At 65.0% G+C, this 21,127-nt stretch carries 18 protein-coding genes, 1 tRNA gene and 1 other RNA gene; 9 read left to right on the top strand and 11 right to left on the bottom strand.

Annotated elements, in window-relative coordinates; all coding sequences use genetic code 11:
• Positions 1-114: 114 nt before the first annotated feature.
• The 4 genes from ON44_RS01635 to ON44_RS01620 all read right to left on the bottom strand — a co-directional run bounded on the left by ON44_RS01635 (position 115) and on the right by ON44_RS01620 (position 3,769).
• Positions 115-1,380, bottom strand: a complete 1,266-nt coding sequence (locus tag ON44_RS01635; RefSeq protein WP_051181313.1) for an ROK family transcriptional regulator — start codon at positions 1,378-1,380, stop codon at positions 115-117.
• Positions 1,381-1,463: 83 nt separating this feature from the next.
• Positions 1,464-1,670, bottom strand: a complete 207-nt coding sequence (locus ON44_RS01630; protein WP_040685950.1) for a hypothetical protein — start codon at positions 1,668-1,670, stop codon at positions 1,464-1,466.
• Positions 1,671-1,790: 120 nt separating this feature from the next.
• The gene (locus ON44_RS01625; RefSeq protein ID WP_051181312.1) at positions 1,791-3,224 is read right to left on the bottom strand and encodes an MFS transporter; all 1,434 of its coding nucleotides are present in this window, start codon (positions 3,222-3,224) and stop codon (positions 1,791-1,793) included.
• A gap of 164 nt (positions 3,225-3,388) precedes the next feature.
• Positions 3,389-3,769 (bottom strand): hypothetical protein, encoded by a 381-nt coding sequence (locus tag ON44_RS01620; protein WP_157187022.1) that lies wholly within the window; start codon positions 3,767-3,769, stop codon positions 3,389-3,391.
• A gap of 223 nt (positions 3,770-3,992) precedes the next feature.
• On the opposite strand from ON44_RS01620, the gene ON44_RS01615 reads away from it, so the two are divergent.
• Complete coding sequence (locus ON44_RS01615) at positions 3,993-7,265, top strand: protein kinase domain-containing protein (RefSeq protein WP_040685947.1); 3,273 nt, start codon at positions 3,993-3,995, stop codon at positions 7,263-7,265.
• A gap of 102 nt (positions 7,266-7,367) precedes the next feature.
• On the opposite strand, the gene ON44_RS01610 is transcribed toward ON44_RS01615, so the two are convergent.
• Together ON44_RS01610 and ON44_RS01605 are read right to left on the bottom strand one after the other, a co-directional pair.
• Positions 7,368-8,081: a DUF8020 domain-containing protein gene (locus ON44_RS01610; RefSeq protein WP_040685971.1), complete on the bottom strand. Its 714-nt coding sequence runs from the start codon at positions 8,079-8,081 to the stop codon at positions 7,368-7,370.
• Between the two features lie 112 nt (positions 8,082-8,193).
• Complete coding sequence (locus ON44_RS01605; RefSeq protein WP_040685946.1) at positions 8,194-8,787, bottom strand: HhH-GPD-type base excision DNA repair protein; 594 nt, start codon at positions 8,785-8,787, stop codon at positions 8,194-8,196.
• A 230-nt stretch (positions 8,788-9,017) separates the two neighbouring features.
• On the opposite strand from ON44_RS01605, the gene ON44_RS01600 reads away from it, so the two are divergent.
• Complete coding sequence (locus tag ON44_RS01600) at positions 9,018-9,824, top strand: methyltransferase domain-containing protein (protein WP_040685945.1); 807 nt, start codon at positions 9,018-9,020, stop codon at positions 9,822-9,824.
• Positions 9,825-9,884: 60 nt separating this feature from the next.
• Here the strand turns inward: ON44_RS01600 and ON44_RS01595 are convergent, their stop codons facing one another.
• Together ON44_RS01595 and ffs are read right to left on the bottom strand one after the other, a co-directional pair.
• Positions 9,885-11,174 (bottom strand): aspartate aminotransferase type Ic, encoded by a 1,290-nt coding sequence (locus ON44_RS01595; RefSeq protein ID WP_040685970.1) that lies wholly within the window; start codon positions 11,172-11,174, stop codon positions 9,885-9,887.
• Positions 11,175-11,317: 143 nt separating this feature from the next.
• Positions 11,318-11,412: signal recognition particle sRNA small type (gene ffs, locus ON44_RS47635), an RNA gene on the bottom strand.
• 140 nt (positions 11,413-11,552) lie between these two features.
• Between ffs and ON44_RS01590 the strand changes: the two genes are divergently transcribed.
• The 3 genes from ON44_RS01590 (at position 11,553) to ON44_RS01580 (ending at position 13,894) form a co-directional block, all read left to right on the top strand.
• Positions 11,553-11,640: transfer RNA gene (locus ON44_RS01590), tRNA-Ser, on the top strand.
• 652 nt (positions 11,641-12,292) lie between these two features.
• Entirely contained in the window at positions 12,293-13,126 is an 834-nt protein-coding gene (locus ON44_RS01585; RefSeq protein ID WP_063721499.1) for a hypothetical protein, read from the top strand.
• 39 nt (positions 13,127-13,165) lie between these two features.
• Positions 13,166-13,894 carry an aminoacyl-tRNA deacylase gene (locus ON44_RS01580; protein WP_218007501.1) on the top strand — a complete coding sequence of 243 codons (729 nt, stop codon included), beginning with the start codon at positions 13,166-13,168 and terminating at the stop codon, positions 13,892-13,894.
• 80 nt (positions 13,895-13,974) lie between these two features.
• Here ON44_RS01580 and ON44_RS01575 read toward each other — a convergent pair whose 3' ends face one another.
• Positions 13,975-14,706, bottom strand: coding sequence for a hypothetical protein (locus ON44_RS01575; RefSeq protein WP_040685944.1), 732 nt, complete (start codon positions 14,704-14,706; stop codon positions 13,975-13,977).
• 124 nt (positions 14,707-14,830) lie between these two features.
• The gene (locus ON44_RS46420) at positions 14,831-16,387 is read right to left on the bottom strand and encodes a WS/DGAT domain-containing protein (protein ID WP_157187021.1); all 1,557 of its coding nucleotides are present in this window, start codon (positions 16,385-16,387) and stop codon (positions 14,831-14,833) included.
• Between the two features lie 168 nt (positions 16,388-16,555).
• On the opposite strand from ON44_RS46420, the gene qcrB reads away from it, so the two are divergent.
• A complete protein-coding gene (gene qcrB, locus ON44_RS01565) occupies positions 16,556-18,181 on the top strand; it encodes a cytochrome bc1 complex cytochrome b subunit (RefSeq protein WP_040685943.1) in 1,626 nt (541 codons plus the stop codon).
• A gap of 82 nt (positions 18,182-18,263) precedes the next feature.
• Here qcrB and ON44_RS01560 read toward each other — a convergent pair whose 3' ends face one another.
• Positions 18,264-18,473: a DUF397 domain-containing protein gene (locus ON44_RS01560; protein ID WP_040685942.1), complete on the bottom strand. Its 210-nt coding sequence runs from the start codon at positions 18,471-18,473 to the stop codon at positions 18,264-18,266.
• A 421-nt stretch (positions 18,474-18,894) separates the two neighbouring features.
• Between ON44_RS01560 and ON44_RS01555 the strand changes: the two genes are divergently transcribed.
• Genes ON44_RS01555 through ON44_RS01545 form a run of 3 tightly spaced genes read left to right on the top strand, consistent with a single transcriptional unit; the run spans position 18,895 to position 21,094 of the window.
• Positions 18,895-19,413 (top strand): DUF309 domain-containing protein, encoded by a 519-nt coding sequence (locus ON44_RS01555; RefSeq protein WP_040685966.1) that lies wholly within the window; start codon positions 18,895-18,897, stop codon positions 19,411-19,413.
• A gap of 1 nt (position 19,414) precedes the next feature.
• Positions 19,415-20,347 (top strand): tRNA glutamyl-Q(34) synthetase GluQRS, encoded by a 933-nt coding sequence (gene gluQRS, locus ON44_RS01550; protein ID WP_040685941.1) that lies wholly within the window; start codon positions 19,415-19,417, stop codon positions 20,345-20,347.
• A 45-nt stretch (positions 20,348-20,392) separates the two neighbouring features.
• Positions 20,393-21,094: an RDD family protein gene (locus tag ON44_RS01545; protein ID WP_040685940.1), complete on the top strand. Its 702-nt coding sequence runs from the start codon at positions 20,393-20,395 to the stop codon at positions 21,092-21,094.
• The last annotated feature ends 33 nt before the right edge of the window (positions 21,095-21,127 follow it).

Here is a 21,127-nt window from a genome sequence, read left to right as displayed (position 1 = left end):
CTTCCGCGCGATTGACCGGGGCTGGGCGGAATACAACAGCGCTATGCACAGGGGCACAACGCAATCGACCGGCCACCGGAGGCATCCCAGTGGCCGGTCGATTATGGTCGGCGACTAGTCGGTCAGGGTGGTGCGGCGGATGGCGGCGAGGGGGTCGGCGTAGATGGCGCTGAGTGAGGTGACCACCGCGGCGAATTCCTGGACCTTGCCGCCGAATCCGCTGATGCGGATGTCGGTCGGTGGGAGTTGGGAGGACTGGGTGAAGGCGCGGGCGACGTGGGCGACCGCGGGGCGGTAGCCGGTAAAGGCCTGGCCGCCGAGGATCACCCGGTCCGGGTTGAGCATGTCGCGGACCATCGCGACGGTGTGTCCGAGGATGGTGGCGCGCTCGGCGAGCAACTCCTGCGCATCCGCCGCGCCGGCCTCGGCGGCGCGGTACAGGTCGGCGATGGTGGTACCGCCGGTGCCCTTGTGCGCCGGAATGATCCCGCGCCCAACGGCTCTGGCGTGCAGCGACCGATCACCGACGGTCACCTCGAGGCAGCCGCGCCGTCCGCAGGTGCATTCGACATCGGAGCCGGTCGGGAAGTGCGCGATCGAACCGGGGCCGCTGCTGGGAGTATGCACGCGGCCATCCAAGGTCACTGCGATACCGGCGGTTTCGCGAACGTAGAAGTACAGGCTGCTGCCGGGACCACCAGTCCCACGCGGCTCACCGGTCGGCAACAGCAGTTCCGACGCGGCCATCGCCTCGACGTGCGGCGCAACCGAGATCGGCAGCTCGAGCACCTCGCCGAGCACCGAACCGACCTGCGCCCCTTGCCAAGCCAACTTGGGATGATCGACGACACCGGTCGCGGAATCGACCCGTCCACCGATAGCCACACCGGCCCAGAGCGGTTTGCGCCGATGCCAGCGCTGCAGGAAGGCCTTGGCGCTGCGCGCGACGGTCGTGGTCGCGAAGTCCTGACCGGTCTGCGGCGTCGCGATCGCCAGCCCACCGAGGATGCGCCCGCGCAGATCGGCCGCGACGATCTTGGTGACCGCGGCGCCGATGTGGATGCCGAGGGTCAGATAGGCCTCGTGGTCGATTTCGAACGGCACCCGCGGACGGCCGACCGCACCCGATGCGGTCAGGTCGGGACGCTCGCGCAGCAGTCCGGCGGCCAATAGCGCCGAGACTTGGCGGTTGACCGTCGCGATGCTCAAACCCGTTGTGCGCGCGGCATTGTCACGGGAAACGGGACCGCCGGTCGCGGCGCGCAGCACGGCTGCGGCCGGATTGTCGGCGATGCGGAGTTCCGGCGCGACGACGGGGCGCTGGACACGGACACGACCGGTTACGACCCTGGAGGCGGATCGATCAAGGGTGAGGGACATATGAAGATTCCTTGCTGAAGTCCCGTACCCGGGACGTGCCTACACGTGCGGCGGCGGGGCAGCGCACGAGCCGAAAGAGCGGCTCAGCTGCAGCAGGAACAACACAGTTCGCGAGTCAACGGCAGTCGCAGACCGAGTGCGGCGGTCACGTAGGTGACCCGCAGTGCGGTCGGACGGCTCGAAGACATGGGATCAAAGTTAACACCGAAATCGCCGTGTACCAAGCCCTGCCAGTGGCGCGCGACCTCGCCGAATGCGTGATTCGCATCGAAATCCTTGCCGCGCAGCATGTTCCGATCATACTGTGGCCCAGCGCACGATATGTCCGAAAACGCCGAATGGGGGTCGCAATTTGGCGACCCCCATGGGGTGACTGGCTCGCCCGGTTACGGGCCGTTCGCTCGCTACGGTCAGGCCGCTTCGGCGACCAACTGACGACGGGCCAGCAGCGCGGTGGCCGAGGCGATCAGCCCGACCAGCGCTACCACGGTAACCAGGTACAGACCCGGCCGGTACTGCGCGATGCTGGTGGCGGCGCCACCACTGATCAGCCCGGTGACCACGGCGAGCACGACCGCGCCACCGATCTGACCGGAGGTCTGCACCAGCCCCGAGGCCAAGCCCTGCTCGTGGTCGGCGATGCCCTCGGTGGCCTGCACCATGACCGAGGAGAAGCCGAGCGCGAAGCCCAGGCCGAGCAGCAGGAACGCGGGCAGGTAGTCCACGACGTAGGTCGGGTCGGCGCTACCGCCGAAGGAGATGAACCAGACGTACCCGATCACGAACGAGGTCATCGAGGCGATGATCATCGGCGTGGTGCCGTAGCGGTCGATCAGCTTGCCCGCGACCGGCGACAGGATCGCAACGATAATGCCCGTCGGAGCCAGGGCCAGCGCCATCTTCAGCGGCGCCCAACCCAGGGTGTTCTGGAGGTACAGCGACACGATCGTCTGGAAGCTGATGTAGGAGCCGAAGATGGCCAGCGCGGCCAGGTTCGCCCGCACGATCGACTTCACCTTGAAGATGCTCAGCCGCACCAGCGGGTGGGCCACCTTGTTCTCCACCACGAAGAACGCGCTCAGCAGGGCGACGGCGATTACCGCGGTCGCGACAACCGTTGCGGTGAGACCCTTTTCGGGTGCGGTGACGATGGTGTAGACGGCGGCCAGCATGCCACCGGTCAGCAGTGCGGCACCGGCGAAGTCGATGCGCCCCTGTTCCTTCTCGATATTGCGCGGCACCACGAAGTAGGCGGTGACCACCACGGCCGCGACGACCAGCACCGGGACGTAGAAGGTCAGTCGCCAGTCGACGCCGGTGAGCAGACCCGAGACGATCAGGCCGGAGGCATAACCGGTGGCGCCGAAGACCGTGAAGATCGACAGCGCGCGGTTGCGGTCGTGACCTTCCTTGAAGGTGGTGGTGATGATCGAGAGTGCGGCAGGTGCGGTGAATGCGGCGGCGACGCCCTTGATAATGCGGCTGGCGATCAGCAGCGCGCCGTTGTCGACCAGACCGCCCGCGAGTGACGCGAGCCCGAAAACCACCAGGGCCGTGAGGAATACCTGCCGACGACCGAGCAGATCGGCGGCTCGGCCACCGAGCAGCAGCAGGCCGCCGTAGCCGAGGATGTAGCCGTTGACGATCCACTGCAGGCTCTCGGTGTTGAGGCCGAGTTCGGATCCGATGGACGGGAGGGCGACGCCGACCATGGAGACGTCGAGTGCGTCGAGGAACATCGCCAAACCGGCGACGAACAGCACGGCCCACAACTTCGGACCCCAACGGCCCGGGGTGTGCTCGGTAGATGCGGCGGTCCGGGTCTCGGATGCGGTAGCTGTCATAGTCACGTTCGGTAACTTATATGCACACGCATTAAATGTCAACGCAAGTAATGCGCGGGCATAAAATCCCTGGTCGTGATCCTGCTGGATAGCGCAAGAAGGCCCCGCCTGGTCGAGAGGTACCGGGCGGGGCCTGTGTCTGTGGCGACGGTGCGGCGGTGGGATCAGCTCGGATAGACGTAATGCTTGGGCCCGAAGTGGCCGGTTTGACTGGAGCCCGCGTATGGCACGTCGAGTGGGGCGATGTCGAGCTTATGTGGGTTGCCGTCGAGGTCTGCTTGCCAGCAATCCTGCTGTACGCCATGGAAGCTGGTGCAAACGATCCGGGTGCTGGTGCCGAACGGTGAGGTCAACCGGTTCCGATCGGACAGCGGATTCCAATAGTCGGGATCGGATTGGACCGCGAAGTCCTTGGTCTCATAGACCTGGAGTGCGCCACCGCCGTCCGAGGGCCAGTCATCGGCAGCGGCAGCACCCGCACCGATCAGTAGTGTCGCGCCGGCCATTGCGAAGGGTAGGGCGATCCGCAGAACACGCTTGGTCACGAAGCTCATCTCTATCCTCTTCTGCTTCCAGGGTCTCTGAACAGCCTGAGCATCCCAGTCCCGGTTCGGGCCGATCTTCCCGGCCAGAAGAAGGCCCGCCCGATCGAGAGGCACTACTCGTTACTGATCCGTGGATGCTTTCGGCGATACGCTGGGCATTAGCGAAAGGTGAGTGCATATTGCCCGGTATCCGGAGAGATGCTGGTTTGATCACACCCGACCGATGACCGATGATGATCCGCTGCGGACGCGCCGTGACGCGATGACGCCTGTTACGGCCGAGTTGGCCACTGCTGGTTTCGAGGACGCAGTGGAGATCGGACGCGGTGGTTTCGGTGTGGTGTATCGCTGCACGCAGGCGGCGCTGGACCGGGCGGTCGCGGTAAAGGTTCTGACCGCGGAATTGGACGGAGATAATCAGGCGCGGTTCGTACGGGAGCAGCGCGCGATGGGCCGGTTGACCGGGCATCCGAACATCGTCACCGTGCTGGAGACCGGTACCACCGAGAGCGGACAGCCCTATCTGGTGATGCCTTATCACCCACTGGATTCCCTGGACGCGTGGATCCGCGAGAATGGTCCGCTTCCTTTGGAGCGGGTGCTGCAGATCGGGGTGAAGATCGCCGGTGCGCTGGAGAGCGCCCATCGGCTCGGTATCGTGCACCGGGACGTGAAGCCGGGGAACATTCTGCTCACCGACTACGGTGAACCAGCGCTGACCGATTTCGGTATCGCGCACATCGCCGGTGGGTTCGAGACGACGGCGAGCATTGTCACCGGATCACCGGCATTCACCGCACCGGAGGTGCTCGAGGGGAACGATCCGACCCCGGCCGCAGATGTCTATGGACTCGCCGCCACCCTGTTCTGTGCACTGACCGGGCATGCCGCGTTCGAGCGTCGCAGCGGTGAGAACATGGTCGCGCAGTTTGTCCGGATCACCACCCAACCATTGCCCGACCTGCGGGAGAACGGTATCCCCGAAGACGTGTCGGCGGTGGTGGAAAAGGCGATGAGCCGCGACCGCCATGAGCGGCCGTCGGCGGCGGCGCTGGGGGAGACACTTCGGCAACTGCAGCAGCGCCACGGGTTCTCGATGGATGAGATGGCGCTGCAGAGCGAACCGGATCTCGAGCATCCCGACCAGAAGCCACCGATGCGGGCACGGCGTAAGCCGACAGCGGCTACTCGGGACCACAGTGGCAATCTGCCGCTCGAGCTGACCAGTTTCATCGATCGGCGTACCGAGGTATCGGAGCTGAAGAATCTGCTGTCGAGCGCGCGGCTGGTGACGTTGACCGGAACCGGAGGCATCGGCAAGACACGACTGGCGCTGCGCGCCGCATCCAGCGCACGACGCGGTTTCGCCGACGGTGTGTGGTCGATCGAACTGGCCGAGCTGTCCGACCCGGCGCTGCTGGTCGACGTGGTGGCAGCCACCCTCGGCGTGCGCAACGAGTCGGCCAGTCCGCTGCTCGAGGCTCTCATCGACTTCCTGAGCCCGCGAGAAACTCTGCTCGTTGTGGACAACTGCGAGCAGGTCGTGGAGGCCGTGGCCAAGCTGACCGAGACGTTGCTCCGGACCTGTCCGGAGCTGCGGATTCTCGCCACCAGCCGCGAACCGCTGAACATTGCCGGGGAAACGGTACTGCGAGTTGCACCACTGACCGTCCCAGAGCCCGACCTGGAGCCGACGGTAGCGGGGCTGCCCCGCTACGACGCGGTGGCGCTGTTCGCCGACCGCGCCGCGGCAGCAGTGCCGGGCTTCGAGCTCGACGAGGACAACAGGGCCGCCGTCACCGGAATCTGCGCCCATCTGGATGGGCTGCCGCTGGCGATCGAGCTGGCGGCGGCCCGAATGCGCACGATGTCGCCGCAGCAGATCCTGGCTCGGCTGACCGACCGGTACGCGCTGCTCACCCGTGGCAGTCGCACCGCGCCGCAGCGGCAGCAGACCCTGCGGTGGTGCATCGACTGGAGTTACGGGTTGTGCACCCGAACCGAACAGCGGCTGTGGGCCCGGCTGTCGGTGTTCGCCGGCAGCTGCGAACTCGACGCCATCGAGCAGGTATGTGGCACAGACCTGGCACCGGACACCCCACTCGATGTGCTGTCCTCCCTGGTGGACAAGTCGATCCTGGTCCGGGAGGAATCGGAGACCGTCGTGCGTTTCCGGATGCTCGAGACCGTTCGCGACTACGGCCGGGAAAAGCTACGAGAGTTCGGCGAAGACACCGAGCTGCGCCGACGCCACCGCGACTGGTACCAGCAATTGGCGCTGGACGCGGAAGCCGAGTGGATCAGCGACCGGCAACTCGACTGGATCGCCCGGCTCGAACGCGAGCTGCCCAACCTGCGCGAGGCGCTCGAATCCTGCCTGTCCGAGCACACCGAGGAAGCAGCTGAAGCAGGGCTGCGCACCACTGCCGCACTCTACGATTTCTGGAGCTTATGCGGCCTGTTCGGCGAAGGTCGATCCTGGCTCGATCGCGTTCTCGCCCACCCCGGCGGGCAACCGGTACCCGACCGCATCAAGGCGCTCTGCGTCGACTGCCAACTGGCCGCGGCACAGGGCGATTTCCAGTCCGCGGCCGCCCTTCTGGAAGAGGGACGAGCGCTGGCCCAACAGGCCCCCGACGCTGCGATCCAGGCGCGGATCACCTACGCGGCCGGCATTCTCGCACTGGCTAGCGGCGAAACAGCCAACATACTGTCCGCCCTTGAACATGACGTCGAGATGCTCGGTTCGGACAGGACGCAGGCACTTCGCATCGGTAGTCTGACCATCCTCGGCTGGGCATACGAACTACGCGGCGACGTGGCTCGAGCGAGCGACTGTTACCGCCGAGTTTTTGCCATCACCGAAGCCCGGGGCGAACTGCTCTGGCGTTCGGCGGCGCTACGCGGCTTGGGCGTGGCCGCATGGCAGCAGGGTGAACGGGACAATGCCCAACAGCTGCTGTTGGAAGCGCTGCGAGTAAACCGACGGCCGAATAGCCCGGTGCTCAACGCATTCAGTCTGGAGGCGCTGGCGTGGACTGTTGCCGACCAGGGCAACGCGGATCGCGCAGCTGTGCTGCTGGGAGCGGCGCAGGGAATCTGGCTCGTGGGAAGCAGCGTTGGAGCTGTCTTCCCGGAAATGTCGCGCTTCCATGAGGAATGTGAGCGGATAGCGCGCCGTGCACTCGGCACCCGCGGATTCGACGCGGCCGTCGAGCAAGGTCGGGCGATGGGTATGGGGGCTGCTGTCGCGTACGCACTCGGGGAACAGCCCGCCGATACGGTGCGTACATCCGCGAAATTGACCAAGCGTGAGCGGCAGGTCGCCGACCTGGTCGCCCGAGGACTCAGCAACAAGCAGATCGCCGCCAAACTGGTGATCTCGCAACGCACTGCCGAAGGCCACGTCGAACACATCCTGACCAAACTCGGTTTCACCTCACGCGCTCAGATCGCGGTCTGGATCATCGAGGAAACCAAACAAGAGCGTCCTTGACCTCCGTCCGACATCCGGCAGCGAAACGGCCCCGCCCAGTCGAGAGGTAACTGGGCGGGGCCTGTTTCCGTGGCGACGGTGGGGCCACGGATGCCGTACGACCTACTTGGCCGGGACGAACGGCTGGTTGATGGTGGTGAAGTACTGGATCGCCGCTCCGATCGCGACCGGGGCCGTGATCAGGATCTGCCCGGCCAGGGTGCCCAGTGCACCGATGGCGATGATGCCGCCGATGCAGCCGATGGCCGCGGCCGGGATGAAGGCGCCGAAGAGGCCGACGATGGTGGCCGAGGCGACGGTCGCACCGGCGATACCACCGAGGACGCAACCTGCCGCACCGCCGATGAGACCACCCACCAGCGTGCCGACGGTGGCCCCCGCCGAGATGGTGCTCGTCAGTCGCGTCCAGGCCGCGACCTCACGGTCGTATTCGGTCTTCCACGGCGCCTTGTCCTCATATGGCAGCGCGACCGGCTTGTAGACCGCGTGCTCGCGATCGATCTGCGGGGTCAATGTCGCGGTGCGATCGGAAATCTGTGCGGCGATAGGGAATTCGAAGTCATCGATCTGGAACCGCAGCGGGGTGCCCGCGAGTACGGTGCCATCGGCGGCCTTGATCTTGAAGACATCGCCCTCGACCACCAGCGAACCCGCGTCGGTCTTGATGATCGATGAATCGTTTACCGCTTGCGCGGTGAAATTTATCGCGCTGTCGTCGCTTTCGGTCGCGGCCGGGGCGGCGCCAGAGGTTCCCGCGGCCACCCCAGTAGCCATGGTTACCAGCGCCGCGACGACGGCGAGCTTCCTCATCCTCATGTACTGCATTCCCTCATCTCGGTGTTGCTCTCGAGGGAAAGCATCGGCGAGAACTCAATCGGGCACGAGGAAAAAATGCAGACAGATTCGAATAGGCAAACCCGGAGCGATCTCAGGACTTCTTGGCCGCGGCCTTCATCTGCTTCTTGAAAGCCCTTACTTCCAACAGGGATTCGCCGTCGACAATATCGGCGGCCGAGCGCCGGGAGCCCGCTTCGGAGTAGGCGCCGGCCGCGGCTTCCCACCCCTTCGGCTGCACACCGAGCTGCTTGCCGAGCAGCGCGAGGAAGATCCTGGCCTTCTGATCGCCGTAGCCCGGCAGGTCCTTCAAACGGCGCAGCACCTCTTTGCCGTCCGGATCGCCCTGGGTCCAGATGCGTTCGGTCTTGCCGTCGTAATGCTCGACCACATAGCGCGCGAGCTCCTGGGTACGGCGGGCCATGGACCGGCCGTAGCGATGAATGGCGGGCGGGGTAGCGCACAGTTCTTCGAACGCCTCGGTATCGGCGTCGGCGATCCGCTGGATATCGAAGCCGTCCATTCGGTCGGCGATCTTCTTCGGCCCGCGGAAGGCATGTTCGAGCGGGAACTGTTGATCGAGCAGCATGCCCGTCAGCAACGCGAAGGAATCCTCGGAAAGGAGTTTGTCCGCCTCCGGCTCCTGGGCGAGACACAGCTTGACAGTCGCCGACTTCGCTTTGGCCACGGGACTTCCTTTCGCTGGCACCGGACTCCTCCGATCATCTCACTCGGCGCCGTCGGCGACTGCTCGCAGGTCGCTCGAAAAGGTCGGCCACGTGGTCCGGCCCACTCGGATCAGCGGTATACCCGAATCGTGACCCACCTCACAGTCCTGCCGTGCGATGCGGTCGGCGCCGAAGTAGGCTCAGCGCCATGCCTCAGACGACGGCAATACCTAGAGACGGAATCGGGCCCATGAATATGCAGGGGTTACGCCCGGATCGCTTCGATAGCGCGGGCCAGGATCAGTTGGTCGACGTGCGGGATCTGCAGGCGGCGCTGCCGGGCATCCGCCGACTGCGCACGTGGGCACATGAAGCATTGGCGCTACAGCCCGGCGAGAGTGCGGTCGATGTCGGATCGGGCACCGGCTCGGAGGTCATCGCCTTCGCGGATGCGGTCGGCCCGACCGGCACCGCGATCGGTGTCGAACCCGATCCGCAGCTGCTCGCCTCCGCCGAACGCCGCGCCGAACAGGCCGGTTCGACGGCCAAGTTCCATTCCGGCGACGCCTACGGGCTGCCGTTCGGCGCGAAAACCTTCGACGCCGCGCTCTGCGAGCGGGTGTTCCAACACCTGACCGCACCGAGTCGCGCCGCCAACGAGATCGCCCGGGTGCTGAAACCCGGTGGCCGTGTCGTTGTGGTGGACAGCGACTGGGGCACGGCAATCGTGCATCCCGGCGACCGTCAGGTGGTTCGCGAGGTCGTCGACACCCTGATCGCCGCAACCACCAACCCGTTCTCCGGCCGCAGGCTACCCGGCCTGCTGACCAAGGCGGGCCTGGTTATCGACGAGGTCGGCTCACACGCCCTGGTACAGGACCGGACGGTCGGCGCGGGCTCGCTGGTCAACCGCATCTCTGCCATGGCGGTCGCGCGCGGTTCCATCACCGAGGCACAGCGCGACCAGCTCATCGCGGATCTGAAACGGGGCGCCGAAACCGGTGACGTCCACCTATCGGTAACCATGTTCGCCGTGCTGGCACATAAGCCGCACTGATATTCGAGTGAAAGCACAACGGGCGCATACCGATTCGGTATGCGCCCGTTGTGTGTCGAGCTATTTGTCGAGCAATTTCTCGGTGGCCGCGAGCAGTACGCAGGTGGCCAGACCGTCCATCGCCTTCTCCAGTTCCGGCAGCCGGGGGAAGCTGGGGGCGATGCGGATGTTCTTGTCCTCCGGGTCATTTCGGTACGGGAAGGCCGAACCGGCCGCGGTGAGCGCGATGCCCGCATCCTTGGCCAGTGCGATCACCCGGGCCGCGGTGCCCTCCAGGACATCGAGGCTGATGAAGTAGCCGCCCTTCGGTTCGGTCCAGGACGCCACCTTGGAGGCGCCGAGCCGATCCTCCAGAATCTTCAGCACCAGTGCGAATTTCGGTTCGAGGATGGCGCGATGCTTCTGCATATGCGCGCGCACGCCGTCGGCATCCTTGAAGAACCGCAGGTGGCGCAGTTGGTTGATCTTGTCCGGGCCGATGCTCTTCTTCGCCGCGTGCTCGAGGTACCAGTTCAGATTCGGCGTGGACGCACCGAGGAAGCTCACCCCCGCACCGGCGAAGGTGATCTTCGAGGTGGAAGCGAAAACGATGGGGCGGTTCGGGTTTCCGGCCGCGGCGGCCATACCGAGCACATCCTGGACGGGTGCGGCGGTATCGGTCAGCGGATGCACCGCGTAGGCGTTGTCCCAGAACAGGCGGAAGTCCGGCGCCGCGGCGGGCATCGAAACCAACTCCTGGACAACCTCTTCGGAGAAGATGACACCGGTCGGGTTGGAGTAGTTCGGCACCGCCCACAGACCCTTGATCTGCGGATCATCGGCCACCAGTTCGGCGATCGCGCGCACATCCGGTCCGTCGTGACCGATCGGAATCGGAATCATCTCGAAGCCGAGCGCCTCGGTGATCGCGAAGTGCCGGTCGTAGCCGGGGCTCGGGCACAAGAACTTCAGCGTGGGCTCGGCCACCCAGCGACGCTCGGAATCCGGTGTGCCGTACAGCAATGCGTAGCTGATCACATCGTGCATCAGCTCGAGGCTGGCGTTATTGCCCGCGATCAGGTTCTCGACCGGAATGCCGAGCAGCTCACCGAAGATCGCGCGCAATTCCGGGAGACCGTGCAGCCCACCATAGTTGCGGCAATCGGTGCCGGTGCCGTCCTTGAAATCGCCCGGACCGGGCAGCGTGAGCAGTTCCGCGGAGAGATCGAGTTGTTCCGGCGAAGGTTTACCCCTGGTCAGATCCAGCGTGAGCTTCTCGGTCTTGAGCGTCGCGTAATTCGCGGTCTGGGTCTCGTGTTCGGACACGAGCTCCGGGGGGCTCATCAAACCGATCTGCGTTTGCCGGGGCATCCTGAGCAGCCTTTCGAAGCAGCGAATTGGCGATTGACGTCCGAGCCGATTTACCGCGGTCGGACCGTTGATCCAGCCGAGCGCGTTCGACGTCCGGCGGACCGTGTTCACGTTACCCGGCGGTTGCTCCGAATTGGAGTGAATATAGGGGACCCCGCGCACCCGGCAGAGCCCGTTGACCCTTGCTGCCTTCCGGCCCTGGGGGAGTTCACAGGATGCGCGCCGCGCGGGATCCGTAGGCCAGTGTAGCGGGCGGATCCGACAATGATCACCACGGGGTGGACCGCAACCGGTCAAAAGGGGACCGAACTGGGAGTTCCCCACCCCGACCAGCCCCAATTTGGTAACCGACCGGGGGCACCCGGTATGCTCCTGCACGGAGGATTCGCCTAGTGGCCTATGGCGCTCGCCTGGAACGCGGGTTGGGTTAACGCCCTCAGGGGTTCAAATCCCCTATCCTCCGCCAGGGAAACACCTGGTCAGGGACGGTTTTTATCGTCCCTGACCAGTCCCGGTCAACACGCGCGGTCAACGGAACGCATCTGAGGGGATACTCCACAGCGAACGCCAATCCGTCGGCCCCGATTGATGCGACGCGTTCCTCGAGGGTGGACACCACCCGCACCGATTCCGCATCGTGGGCGGCGCGTCCGATCACCGCAAACCAGCCCCGCGCCGTCGCGGTCTGCTGATTCGGAACGGAAGCGAGTTCCGTACCGCTGCAACGGCTGATGCGTGCTGGTGCGATCCTCGCGCGGCCCTTCCGGCCGTGACGCACCGAAGGTGATCCCGTGCGATGTCCTCACGCCATGCTCAACAAAAAGCACCCTTACCGCGCGCTGCCGCTTGACGAAAGACATAGGGACCCCCCGGGATCCAACTCCGACTGCTCTGCAAGTCCGACCGAGTCATATTCATTGTTGCGGCATGGCTGGTTGATGGTGGACATGTTCACCGTGGTGACGGCCGTGCTTCGACCCTGTCACAGCATGCTCGGCCATCCAAGCCGCCCCGGGATCCGAATGCGAATCAACAAGGTCTCTCTGCACTGCGAAAGGTAATAGATGGGCACAGGCAAGCACAGAAAAGTCAGTTCGCGTCAACAGAAAGCTGGGTCGATGGTCGTGGCGGGAGCGGTTCCGGTTGTTCTCACTCTGGTGGGTAGCGGCGGTACCGCGAACGCTGAGCTCGGCCGGTACGTTCAGGTGAGCCGGATTGAGCACGGCGGCGAGGTTGCCTTCGTGGCCGACGCCACGGATTCAGGCGAGTGGACCCCCGCCGTGCAGGCAGAGCAGACGAAGCAGTCCTCGGACTGGCCCGCCGCCCAAGCGCCGAATGTGCGCCCGTACCGGGGAACGCGAATCCCGGACGACACGCGCAGTTCGCTGCAGTGGGCGCGACCGGTACCGAAAGACGAGTATCTGTCGCCGGTCGAGTCCCTGCACGGCCCGGTCCTGGTCGCGCCGGTGCCGCCGATCGCGCCGCCGTCGGGCATGTTGCGTTTCGGCAATGTGCAGGTCGAGGCACCGGATTGGCTGCCACGGGAGCCCGCCATCCAACTCAACGACGCCGCGTCGGTCACCGAAGCCGATCTCGCAACGTTCTTCGACTCGGTCGGTATGGAACGCACTCGCTCCGATCGTGTTGCGAGTCAGACCGTCGGCTCCGCGGCGCTCGGTGCTGCCGCAGGCGCAGCGGTTGCGAGCCCGTTCGCACTGATCGGCGCAGGTGTCGGCGGTGCACTCGGTCTGGTGATCGGCTTGCCGTTCGCACCGATCGGTCTCGCCGCGGGGCCAATCGGCGCCGCATACGGCGCGGCCATCATGGCGGCACCGCTCGCCGCCATCGGCGCGGGAATCGGCGCAGGTCTCGGCGCAATGCAGGCCCTCACCGCACCCCCACGAGCCCTCGGCCCAGCCGAGGCCGCCGAAGACGAACCCGCGACCGAATAACAGACGTGGAGAACCACTCCCGTAGTCCGGCCGAGGAGTGTGACCGCGACGTCGCGGTCCTGGGTGCTGGCGGCGGTACCACGACCGCAGGCAGCAGCTCATGGCGCCAGTGGCGATATGGCTTTTGCGGACACGGACGCAACCGGCACTCGGTGGGATTTGACGGTTTGGGCCGACACCGATCGCTCAAAGGCGCAGACTATCTCGCAGAACGGTCTAGCGCTGTTGCCGATTGCCACCGTGTTCGGTGGTGCACGAGCCGATCAGTGGAGGTCCGCGATGTCTATTTCGTCGACCGTGGAAGCATGCTTGCGCAAGGCGGGCGTCACGTACGAAGTTGTACGTCATCCGCACACCTTTACCAGCGCCCAGGCAGCGGAAGCGGCACATATCCCCGGCGACCGTCTCGCCAAGACGATCATGCTCGAAGACGAGCAGGGCTACGTCGGCGCGGTGGTGCCGTCTACACATCACCTGCGTTTATCGAAGCTGTGGTCGCAAACCGGACGACATCTGGTGCTGGCCAAGGAATCCGAGCTACGCAACGTGTTCCCGGATTGCGAGATCGGCGCGATCCCGGCCGTTTGTAGCGCGTACGGCGTACAGACGCTGATGGACGAAAGTCTCACCACGGTGCCCGATGTCTACTTCGAGGCAGGCGACCACGAGGAGCTCGTCCACCTGGGTACGGATCAATTCATGCGTCTGATGGAACAAGCAGAAAAGGGACACTTTTCGCACCGATCGAGCGCCGGCGAACAACACTGAGCCTTCTCCAACCGCTGACGCAGCCCACGGGCGTCAGCGTGTAGCACCCACCCGACCTCGCTGTTACCGTTGCCGCCCGGTCAGTCGCCGAAGACCGTGGTCATGATCTGGGTGGCCCATTTGTTCATCGGCTGAATGACATTCAGGTAGGTCCAGCGGGTCGGGCGGACGACGGTGGTGCGCCAGGCAGCGGCCAGGGCTGTGAGGATGGGGCGCAGGATTATGCGGTAGATGGCGCGGCAGGGGGCTACTACGAGTGCGCCGACAATGGCGGTTGCGCCGAGCCAGCCGTAGATCAGGGCGGTGCGGAGTAGCCGCCACAGGGGGTGCAGGATCCAGTGCCAGAGTTGGTAGGCGGGCCAGGCGATCAGGTATTTGCACGCCAGGTACAGCACGCGCAGGGTGATGGCGGCGATCGGGAACAGGATGGTTTTCGTGAGCCAGGTCAAGGTTGGGCGCAAGATTCGGCGCCAGAGGAAGGCCTCGATGGCGCGGCGAAGGGGCCGCAGGAAGTAGTCGAGAGCGAAGGCGGCCAGTGGGGTGAGGACCAGGCCCCAGAGGACGTAGTGCAGGAGCCAACCCCAGAGGAAGTCCTTGACGAAGGCCCAAGCGGGGCGGAGCAGCCAGTGCCAGGTGAGGTGGCAGATCGGGTCGACCAGGTGGTTCCAGATGTAGGTCAGGGCGGCGGCGGTGATGCGGCCGAGCAGTCCGACGCCCTCCCACAGCAGGCGCAGTGGAATCAGGATCACGATCGCGATGACACGTGCGATCCACTGGCCTACCGAGATCGAGTCGGTTGGTGAGTTGGTCATCGGTTGCGCCCCCGCTCGATTGCCGCCGCAGCTGTCTCCGCCCGAATGTGCAGGCGTTCAATGCATTCGAACATGTCGATGTCGCTCGGACATGAGTAGAAGTACTGCGTCGGGCTGCGGTGAATCACCCGGTTGAGGTTTCGGAGTCTCCCAATTCTGCTATGGCACAGTCGAATATCTCGTTCAGCGCATCGCATAGCAGGTCGACGTAATTATCGATGTCCGGTACTGCGGCGGTGTCGGCGTGGATCGAGACGGTGACGGTGTCGCCGAGGCCGTGTATGCCGTGAGTCAGGTGCATGACCGAGCCGATTGCAGGGAAGCCGCCGGTGAAGCGGACGGGTGCGCCGCCGAAGGTCAGGTCGGCGGGGCCGCGGTGGACACTGGAGACCACGGTGTGTCCGGCGATGGAGTCGGGGACGGTGTCGAGTGGGTAGCGCTCGATGTCGCGGCGTAGTAGCCGGGCGGGGGTGACGGCGGTGACGCGGTCCTGTGCGGTGAGCAGTGGATGCTGGGCGCGGGTTCGGCGATCGGCTAGGTCTGCGGCGATCTTGTTCGCGCGGGCCAGTAGGTCCGGTTCGTCGATGAACAGTTCGACGCCGAGGCTGCGGTAGTTATTGCGAGCCGCTATCCGATTGCCGGACAAGGCCATCGGCACTTGCGCGCCCAGGCGGTCCGCTCGTTCACCTCGCGCCGTCAGGTAGCGATCGAGTGCGATCGACACGGCGGTCAGCGCGACCACGGTCACGGTGCAGCCCGGGATGCGCAGCCGTTCGGCATCGCAGACGATCATCCGCACCTGATGGGCGTGCATATCTGTCGAATCGCTCCGGTTCACCGGACTCGGTGTGAACGCTGGCCCCGGCCCCGGAAGCCTTCCCGCAGTGGTCAATTCGGCCAACTCCTGCTGCGCCCGGAATGCCTGATAGCCACGAATCGCCGTGCGCGCGAACTGAATCGGCATCCGAAGCAGCGCCAGCACCGAATTCACATGTATGGGATCCACCGGCGCCGCTTCGACTGCTGCCACACCGAGGCGTCGACCGATGCAGGCGGCCTGCCCGCCCACCGCCCTAGCAACCGCCGCGGCACCGATAACCGAGGCAACCGGCGCGGCGCAGGCAACCCGCTCGGCCACAACGCCCCGCTCGGCCCTAGCTATCGGTAATCTCCCGGCCACCGACTGATCCCGCGCAACCAACTCACCCCCACCAACCTCAGAAAACAACCCCCTGGCGATCTCGGCACCCCGCCGCCCATCGGCCAACGCATGCGACATCTGCAGCACAACCACCATCGCCGGCCCAGCACCCCCCGGCGCACCGACGACACCCCGGAACACATGCAACCGCCACGGCCACACCGCGGCGTCCACCCCGGTACCGAGCAGTTTGCCGAGCACCTCACACACACTCGGCCAATCCGGTTCCGGAAGGATATGTTCCACAAATTGCTCGGCACGGAATTCACACCGAACCCATGCCGGATAGTCCAGATCTCCGGGCAGCTCGCGCAGCCGCACCGACAGGTCGGCAATCTCCGCACTGCGGCGCGCGACGAACTCGCGCAGTTGCGCACCGGAACGCCGGGAATCGTCGAAGCAATACAGCATGAAGAGGTCATTTCGGGTACGGCCGGACAGCCAGTACATCGTCGCGTCCTGGGCGGCCACCGTACTCACGACTCGACGATATGACACCGGGTTACCGGCGGCATTGGCAGGCACCGGGAAACTGAATGATCTTGTTCCACATTGCGGTTCTGGGAAACCTATCGATTCCTGGCCGATCCCCTGCTACCGTCTGTAGTAGAACATGTACCACCTCTCATCCAGAGCGGGGTGTCGGCCATGGCTATTGACGTAGGTCGTAAGGCAAGCGAACAAGCCAACTCGTTCGACGAGCGATATAGGGCCGCGGCGTTCGTGAAGCGGTCGATCAACAAGGTCTTCCCGACACACTGGTCGTTCCTACTCGGCGAAATCGCGCTCTACAGCTTCATCATTCTGGTGCTGTCAGGTACCTATCTGACGCTGTACTTCGACCCATCGATGGCCGAGGTCACCTACAACGGCGCCTACCAGCCGCTGCGCGGGGTATCCATGACCCGCGCCTATGAGACGGCGCTGAACATCTCCTTCGAGGTCCGCGGCGGTCTGTTCGTGCGCCAGGTCCACCATTGGGCCGCACTACTTTTCGCGGCCTCCATCATCGTGCACCTGTTCCGGATCTTCTTCACCGGCGCATTCCGCAAGCCGCGCGAAGCGAACTGGGTGCTCGGCTCGCTGCTGCTGATCCTGGCCATGTTCGAGGGGTACTTCGGCTACTCGCTGCCCGACGACCTGCTCTCGGGCACCGGCCTGCGGGCGGCGTTCTCTTCCATCACGCTCGGCATTCCGGTCATCGGCACCTGGATGCACTGGTTGATGTTCGGCGGCGACTATCCGGGCGAGATCATCCTTCCGCGCCTGTTCATCGCGCACGTGCTGCTGTTCCCCGGCATCATGCTCGCGCTGATCGCCGCGCATATCGCGTTGGTCTGGTATCAGAAGCACACCCAGTTCCCGGGTCCGGGCCGCACCGAACGCAATGTGATCGGCACTCGCATCGTGCCGGTGTTCTCCCTGGATCAGGGCGCGTTCTTCGCGTTCACCCTCGGTGTCGTCGCACTTATGGGCGGCCTGCTGCAGATCAACCCGATCTGGGCCTTCGGCCCCTACAGCCCGGCCAAGGTATCGGCGGGCACCCAGCCGGACTTCTACATGATGTGGACAGACGGCATGATGCGCCTGATCCCGCCCTGGGAGCTGTATCCGGGCCGCTATACGGTGCCCGCACCGTTCTGGGGCGCGATGATCATGGGCCTGGTGTTCGCGATGCTGATCGCCTATCCGTGGATCGAGCGTCGCCTGACCAAGGACACCGCGCACCACAACCTGCTGCAGCGCCCACGTGACGTGCCGGTACGCACCGCGATCGGCGCCATGGCGATCACCTTCTACGTGGTGCTGACGCTGTCCTGCGTGAACGACATCATCGCTTACAAATTCGACGTCTCACTGAACGCGACGACCTGGGTCGGCCGGATCGGCATTCTGACCCTGCCTGCGCTGGCCTACTTCGCCGCCTACCGCATCTGCCTGGGCCTGCAGCGCAGCGACCGCGCGGTGCTGGAGCACGGCATCGAGACCGGCATTATCAGGCGGCTGCCGCACGGCGAGTACATCGAGATCCACCAGCCGCTCGGTCCGGTCGACGAGCACGGTCACCCGATTCCGTTGACCTATCAGGGCGCAACGGTGCCGAAGAAGATGAACAAGCTGGGTTCTGCGGGCAAGCCGGGCACCGGCGGATTCTTCCGACCCGATCCGTGGCAGGAGTCCCGCGCCCATATGGCGGCCGAACACGAGGAAGAGCGCAAGCAGATCGCCGTGCTACGCGCAGTTCAGGAGCAGACCGACGGCCAGCATCACTGAGAATGGGGCCACTGAGCACCTGCGAAGGCCCCGAGTCCGTGCCGACCCGGGGCCGTGCTGTTTGTTCGGACGTACCTGTTGTTCAGGCGCGTCCGAACTCCCCCTGTGACATTCCGTTTAGGAACGCGTTCCACTCGCCGGGCGTAAACGCCAACAACGGACCGTAGCCGTTGTCTTTGGTGTCGCGGACCGCCACGTTGCCGTCGACGAGAAATGCGACTTCCACGCAGTTCCCGTCGGGGCCGCTGTATGTGCTCTTACGCCACACAGCGCCCGTCAAGTCAACTTCCACGGCACTAGCTCCTTTGCTGCGTCGAGAACGAGATTATTCTTCTGACATCGTTCTAACTAGCACCGGCATCCGGCGCGGAACGCCGAATCCCGCGGTGCGCCTTGCCAAAGCGCGCGACTTTCACGGTGCGTCGTGATCGCACTGCACTTCGAGGTGAATTCACCTCGCGGGGTCGCCCCCGCGCGGTAAAGACTAGCAGGTTCCTTGAGAATTTGCCGATCTCTTGCCCATTCAATGCTTGCATTTGCCAATCTTGCGAAGATTGGGAGTTGCGGAAACATTGCCGGAAGATGACATTCATTCCTATGTTTGCTGGGCAGCAAACTTTTTGGTGATGTGATTGCTCCGTGATCCGTCAATTAATCATGATCGAACCAACTCGGGTGGACGCCTTCGGCTCCGTCCATGGATGATGGGCAGCATGGTCGAACGCCCGCGCGACGAGGCAGGTCGCGCACGTAATCCCCGCCCACGCGACCGGTTCGGGCGGCCGCTGCCGGTCGGCAGCGTAGGCGTGCCACGAATTCCGGACGACCTGAATCTGCCGCCCCAGCAAACCCTTTCCTACGCCCAGCAACTGCTGGATGACGGCCTGGCATTCAACGCACACGAGGTATTGGAGGCCGCGTGGAAGAACGGGCCGTTCGCCGAAAGGATGCTGTGGCAGGGTCTGGCGCAATATGCGGTCGGGCTGACCCACATCCAGCGAGCGAATCCGAAGGGCGCGCGCACCCTGCTCACCCGTGCGGTGACCCGGCTGCGCGCCTACCAGGCCGATCCGGACACCGACCGAAACACTGCTGTGCCATACGGAATCGACCGTGCGGGTCTCATCGCGCACGCCGAGGACCTGCTGGCTGCCCTCGACAGCGGAACCTCGATTCCCGAAGGCCGACTCAAGCCCCGTCTGCTGATCCGTGCCCCGCGCCGGAGCCCCTAGCATGGCAAACGTGCCAGTAATCAGAAATCCAGCAGGCAGGTACGCCCCGAGCCCGTCCGGCGATCTGCACATCGGAAATCTGCGCACCGCGGTGCTGGCCTGGTTGTTCGCGCGATCGACCGGACGCCGCTTCGTGCTCCGGATCGACGATCTGGATCGCGTCCGGCCGGGCGCTGAACAGCGCCAACTGGCGGATCTCGCCGCGATCGGACTCGATTGGGACGGTCCCGTCGTCCGGCAGAGCGACCGGCTGCCGCACTATCAGGCGGCCATCGATCGGCTCACGGCCGACGGTCTCACCTACGAGTGCTATTGCACCCGAAGGGAAATCCAGCAGGCCGCGACCGCACCGCACGGGCCGCTCGGCCACTATCCGGGCACCTGCCGTGATCTGACGGAGACCGAGCGGGCCGCACATCACACCGACGGACGCCCGGCCGCGCTGCGATTGCGTGCGCACGCGCGCGAATTCGAGATCACCGATGAATTGCACGGGCGCTACCGCGGCCCCGTCGACGATGTCGTACTGCGCCGCGGCGACGGAATTCCGGCGTACAACCTCGCCGTCGTCGTCGACGATGCGGAGCAGGGCATCGATCAGGTGGTCCGCGGGGACGACCTGCTGCCGTCGACGCCACGCCAGGCCTATCTCGCGACGCTGCTCGACCTTCCGGTTCCGCATTACGCACATGTGCCGCTGGTGCTGAATGCCGCGGGCAAGCGACTGGCCAAACGCGATGGCGCGGTGACACTCGGCGATCAGCTCGCCCTCGGTAACACACCCGATCGGGTCGCGGCCGCGCTGGCCAGTTCCCTGGGCTATCCCCCGGTTTCGCCCGCCGAACTACTCGACGGGTTCGACCCGGCCTATCTGACCGAGGAACCGTGGATACTCGATGAGAATGGGTTGTTGCAACCCGCGCGATGTCCGTAACGTACGCAATCGACCGATCTACTGATCACTGACGAGGACACATATATGACAAGCGGTGGGTACGACCCCAACCAATATCCGCAAGGCGGGCAACAATACCCAGGCGGCCAGCAGTACCCGCAGGGTGGACAGCCCCAATACGGCCAGCAGCCGCCGCAGTACGGACAGCAGCCCCAGTACGGGCAGCAGCCGCCGCAGTACGGACAGCAGCCCCAGTATGGACAGCAGCCGCAGTACGGGCAGCAGCCGCAGGATCCGTACGGCCAGCAGCAGCCCTACCCCCAGCAGCCCTATGGCGAGCAGCCGGGATACGGATACGGCGGACAGCCCGGTGATATCGGAGCCCGCATCGGCGCCCGCGTCATCGATCACCTGATCGTCAGCATCCCGGTCTACGTCATCATCTTGCTCATCCTGGGCTCCGGGCTCGGCGGGCAGATCGTGACCGGTCTGGTGGGCGCGATCGCGTTGCTCGGGTACTTCGTCGGCATGGAGACCTCACAGGGCACCACCCTCGGCAAGAAGATCGTGGGCCTCAAGGTCGTCGCCCCCGGCGGTGCGGCGAAGATCACCCCGGAGGTTTCGCTGAAGCGCAACCTCTATGTCGCCCTCGGCATCATTCCGTGCATCGGTGGCCTGGCCGAGCTCGGCCTGATCATCTACATGATCATCACCACCTCGCAGGACCCGAACAAGCAGGGCTGGCACGATAAGTTCGCCGGCGGCACCCAGGTCGTCAAGGCCTGATCGCAGACCCTGGATACACATCAGGGGCGCTCC

Origin of the sequence: Nocardia vinacea NBRC 16497 (assembly GCF_000308835.1) — a bacterium.
Taxonomy (GTDB): Bacteria; Actinomycetota; Actinomycetes; order Mycobacteriales; family Mycobacteriaceae; genus Nocardia; species Nocardia vinacea.
This window is presented reverse-complemented; position numbering and strand designations above follow the sequence as displayed.

Coding starts and splice junctions, on each gene's coding strand:
- ON44_RS01585 (WP_063721499.1), top strand. CDS start 12,293: ATGGTCGTGGCGGGAGCGGTTCCGGTTGTTCTCACTCTGGTGGGTAGC.
- qcrB (WP_040685943.1), top strand. CDS start 16,556: ATGGCTATTGACGTAGGTCGTAAGGCAAGCGAACAAGCCAACTCGTTC.
- ON44_RS01630 (WP_040685950.1), bottom strand. CDS start 1,670: ATGCTGCGCGGCAAGGATTTCGATGCGAATCACGCATTCGGCGAGGTC.
- ON44_RS01575 (WP_040685944.1), bottom strand. CDS start 14,706: ATGACCAACTCACCAACCGACTCGATCTCGGTAGGCCAGTGGATCGCA.
- ON44_RS01625 (WP_051181312.1), bottom strand. CDS start 3,224: ATGACAGCTACCGCATCCGAGACCCGGACCGCCGCATCTACCGAGCAC.
- ON44_RS01610 (WP_040685971.1), bottom strand. CDS start 8,081: ATGAGGATGAGGAAGCTCGCCGTCGTCGCGGCGCTGGTAACCATGGCT.
- ON44_RS01545 (WP_040685940.1), top strand. CDS start 20,393: ATGACAAGCGGTGGGTACGACCCCAACCAATATCCGCAAGGCGGGCAA.
- ON44_RS01595 (WP_040685970.1), bottom strand. CDS start 11,174: ATGCCCCGGCAAACGCAGATCGGTTTGATGAGCCCCCCGGAGCTCGTG.
- ON44_RS01635 (WP_051181313.1), bottom strand. CDS start 1,380: ATGTCCCTCACCCTTGATCGATCCGCCTCCAGGGTCGTAACCGGTCGT.
- ON44_RS01555 (WP_040685966.1), top strand. CDS start 18,895: ATGGTCGAACGCCCGCGCGACGAGGCAGGTCGCGCACGTAATCCCCGC.
- gluQRS (WP_040685941.1), top strand. CDS start 19,415: ATGGCAAACGTGCCAGTAATCAGAAATCCAGCAGGCAGGTACGCCCCG.
- ON44_RS01615 (WP_040685947.1), top strand. CDS start 3,993: ATGACCGATGATGATCCGCTGCGGACGCGCCGTGACGCGATGACGCCT.
- ON44_RS01600 (WP_040685945.1), top strand. CDS start 9,018: ATGAATATGCAGGGGTTACGCCCGGATCGCTTCGATAGCGCGGGCCAG.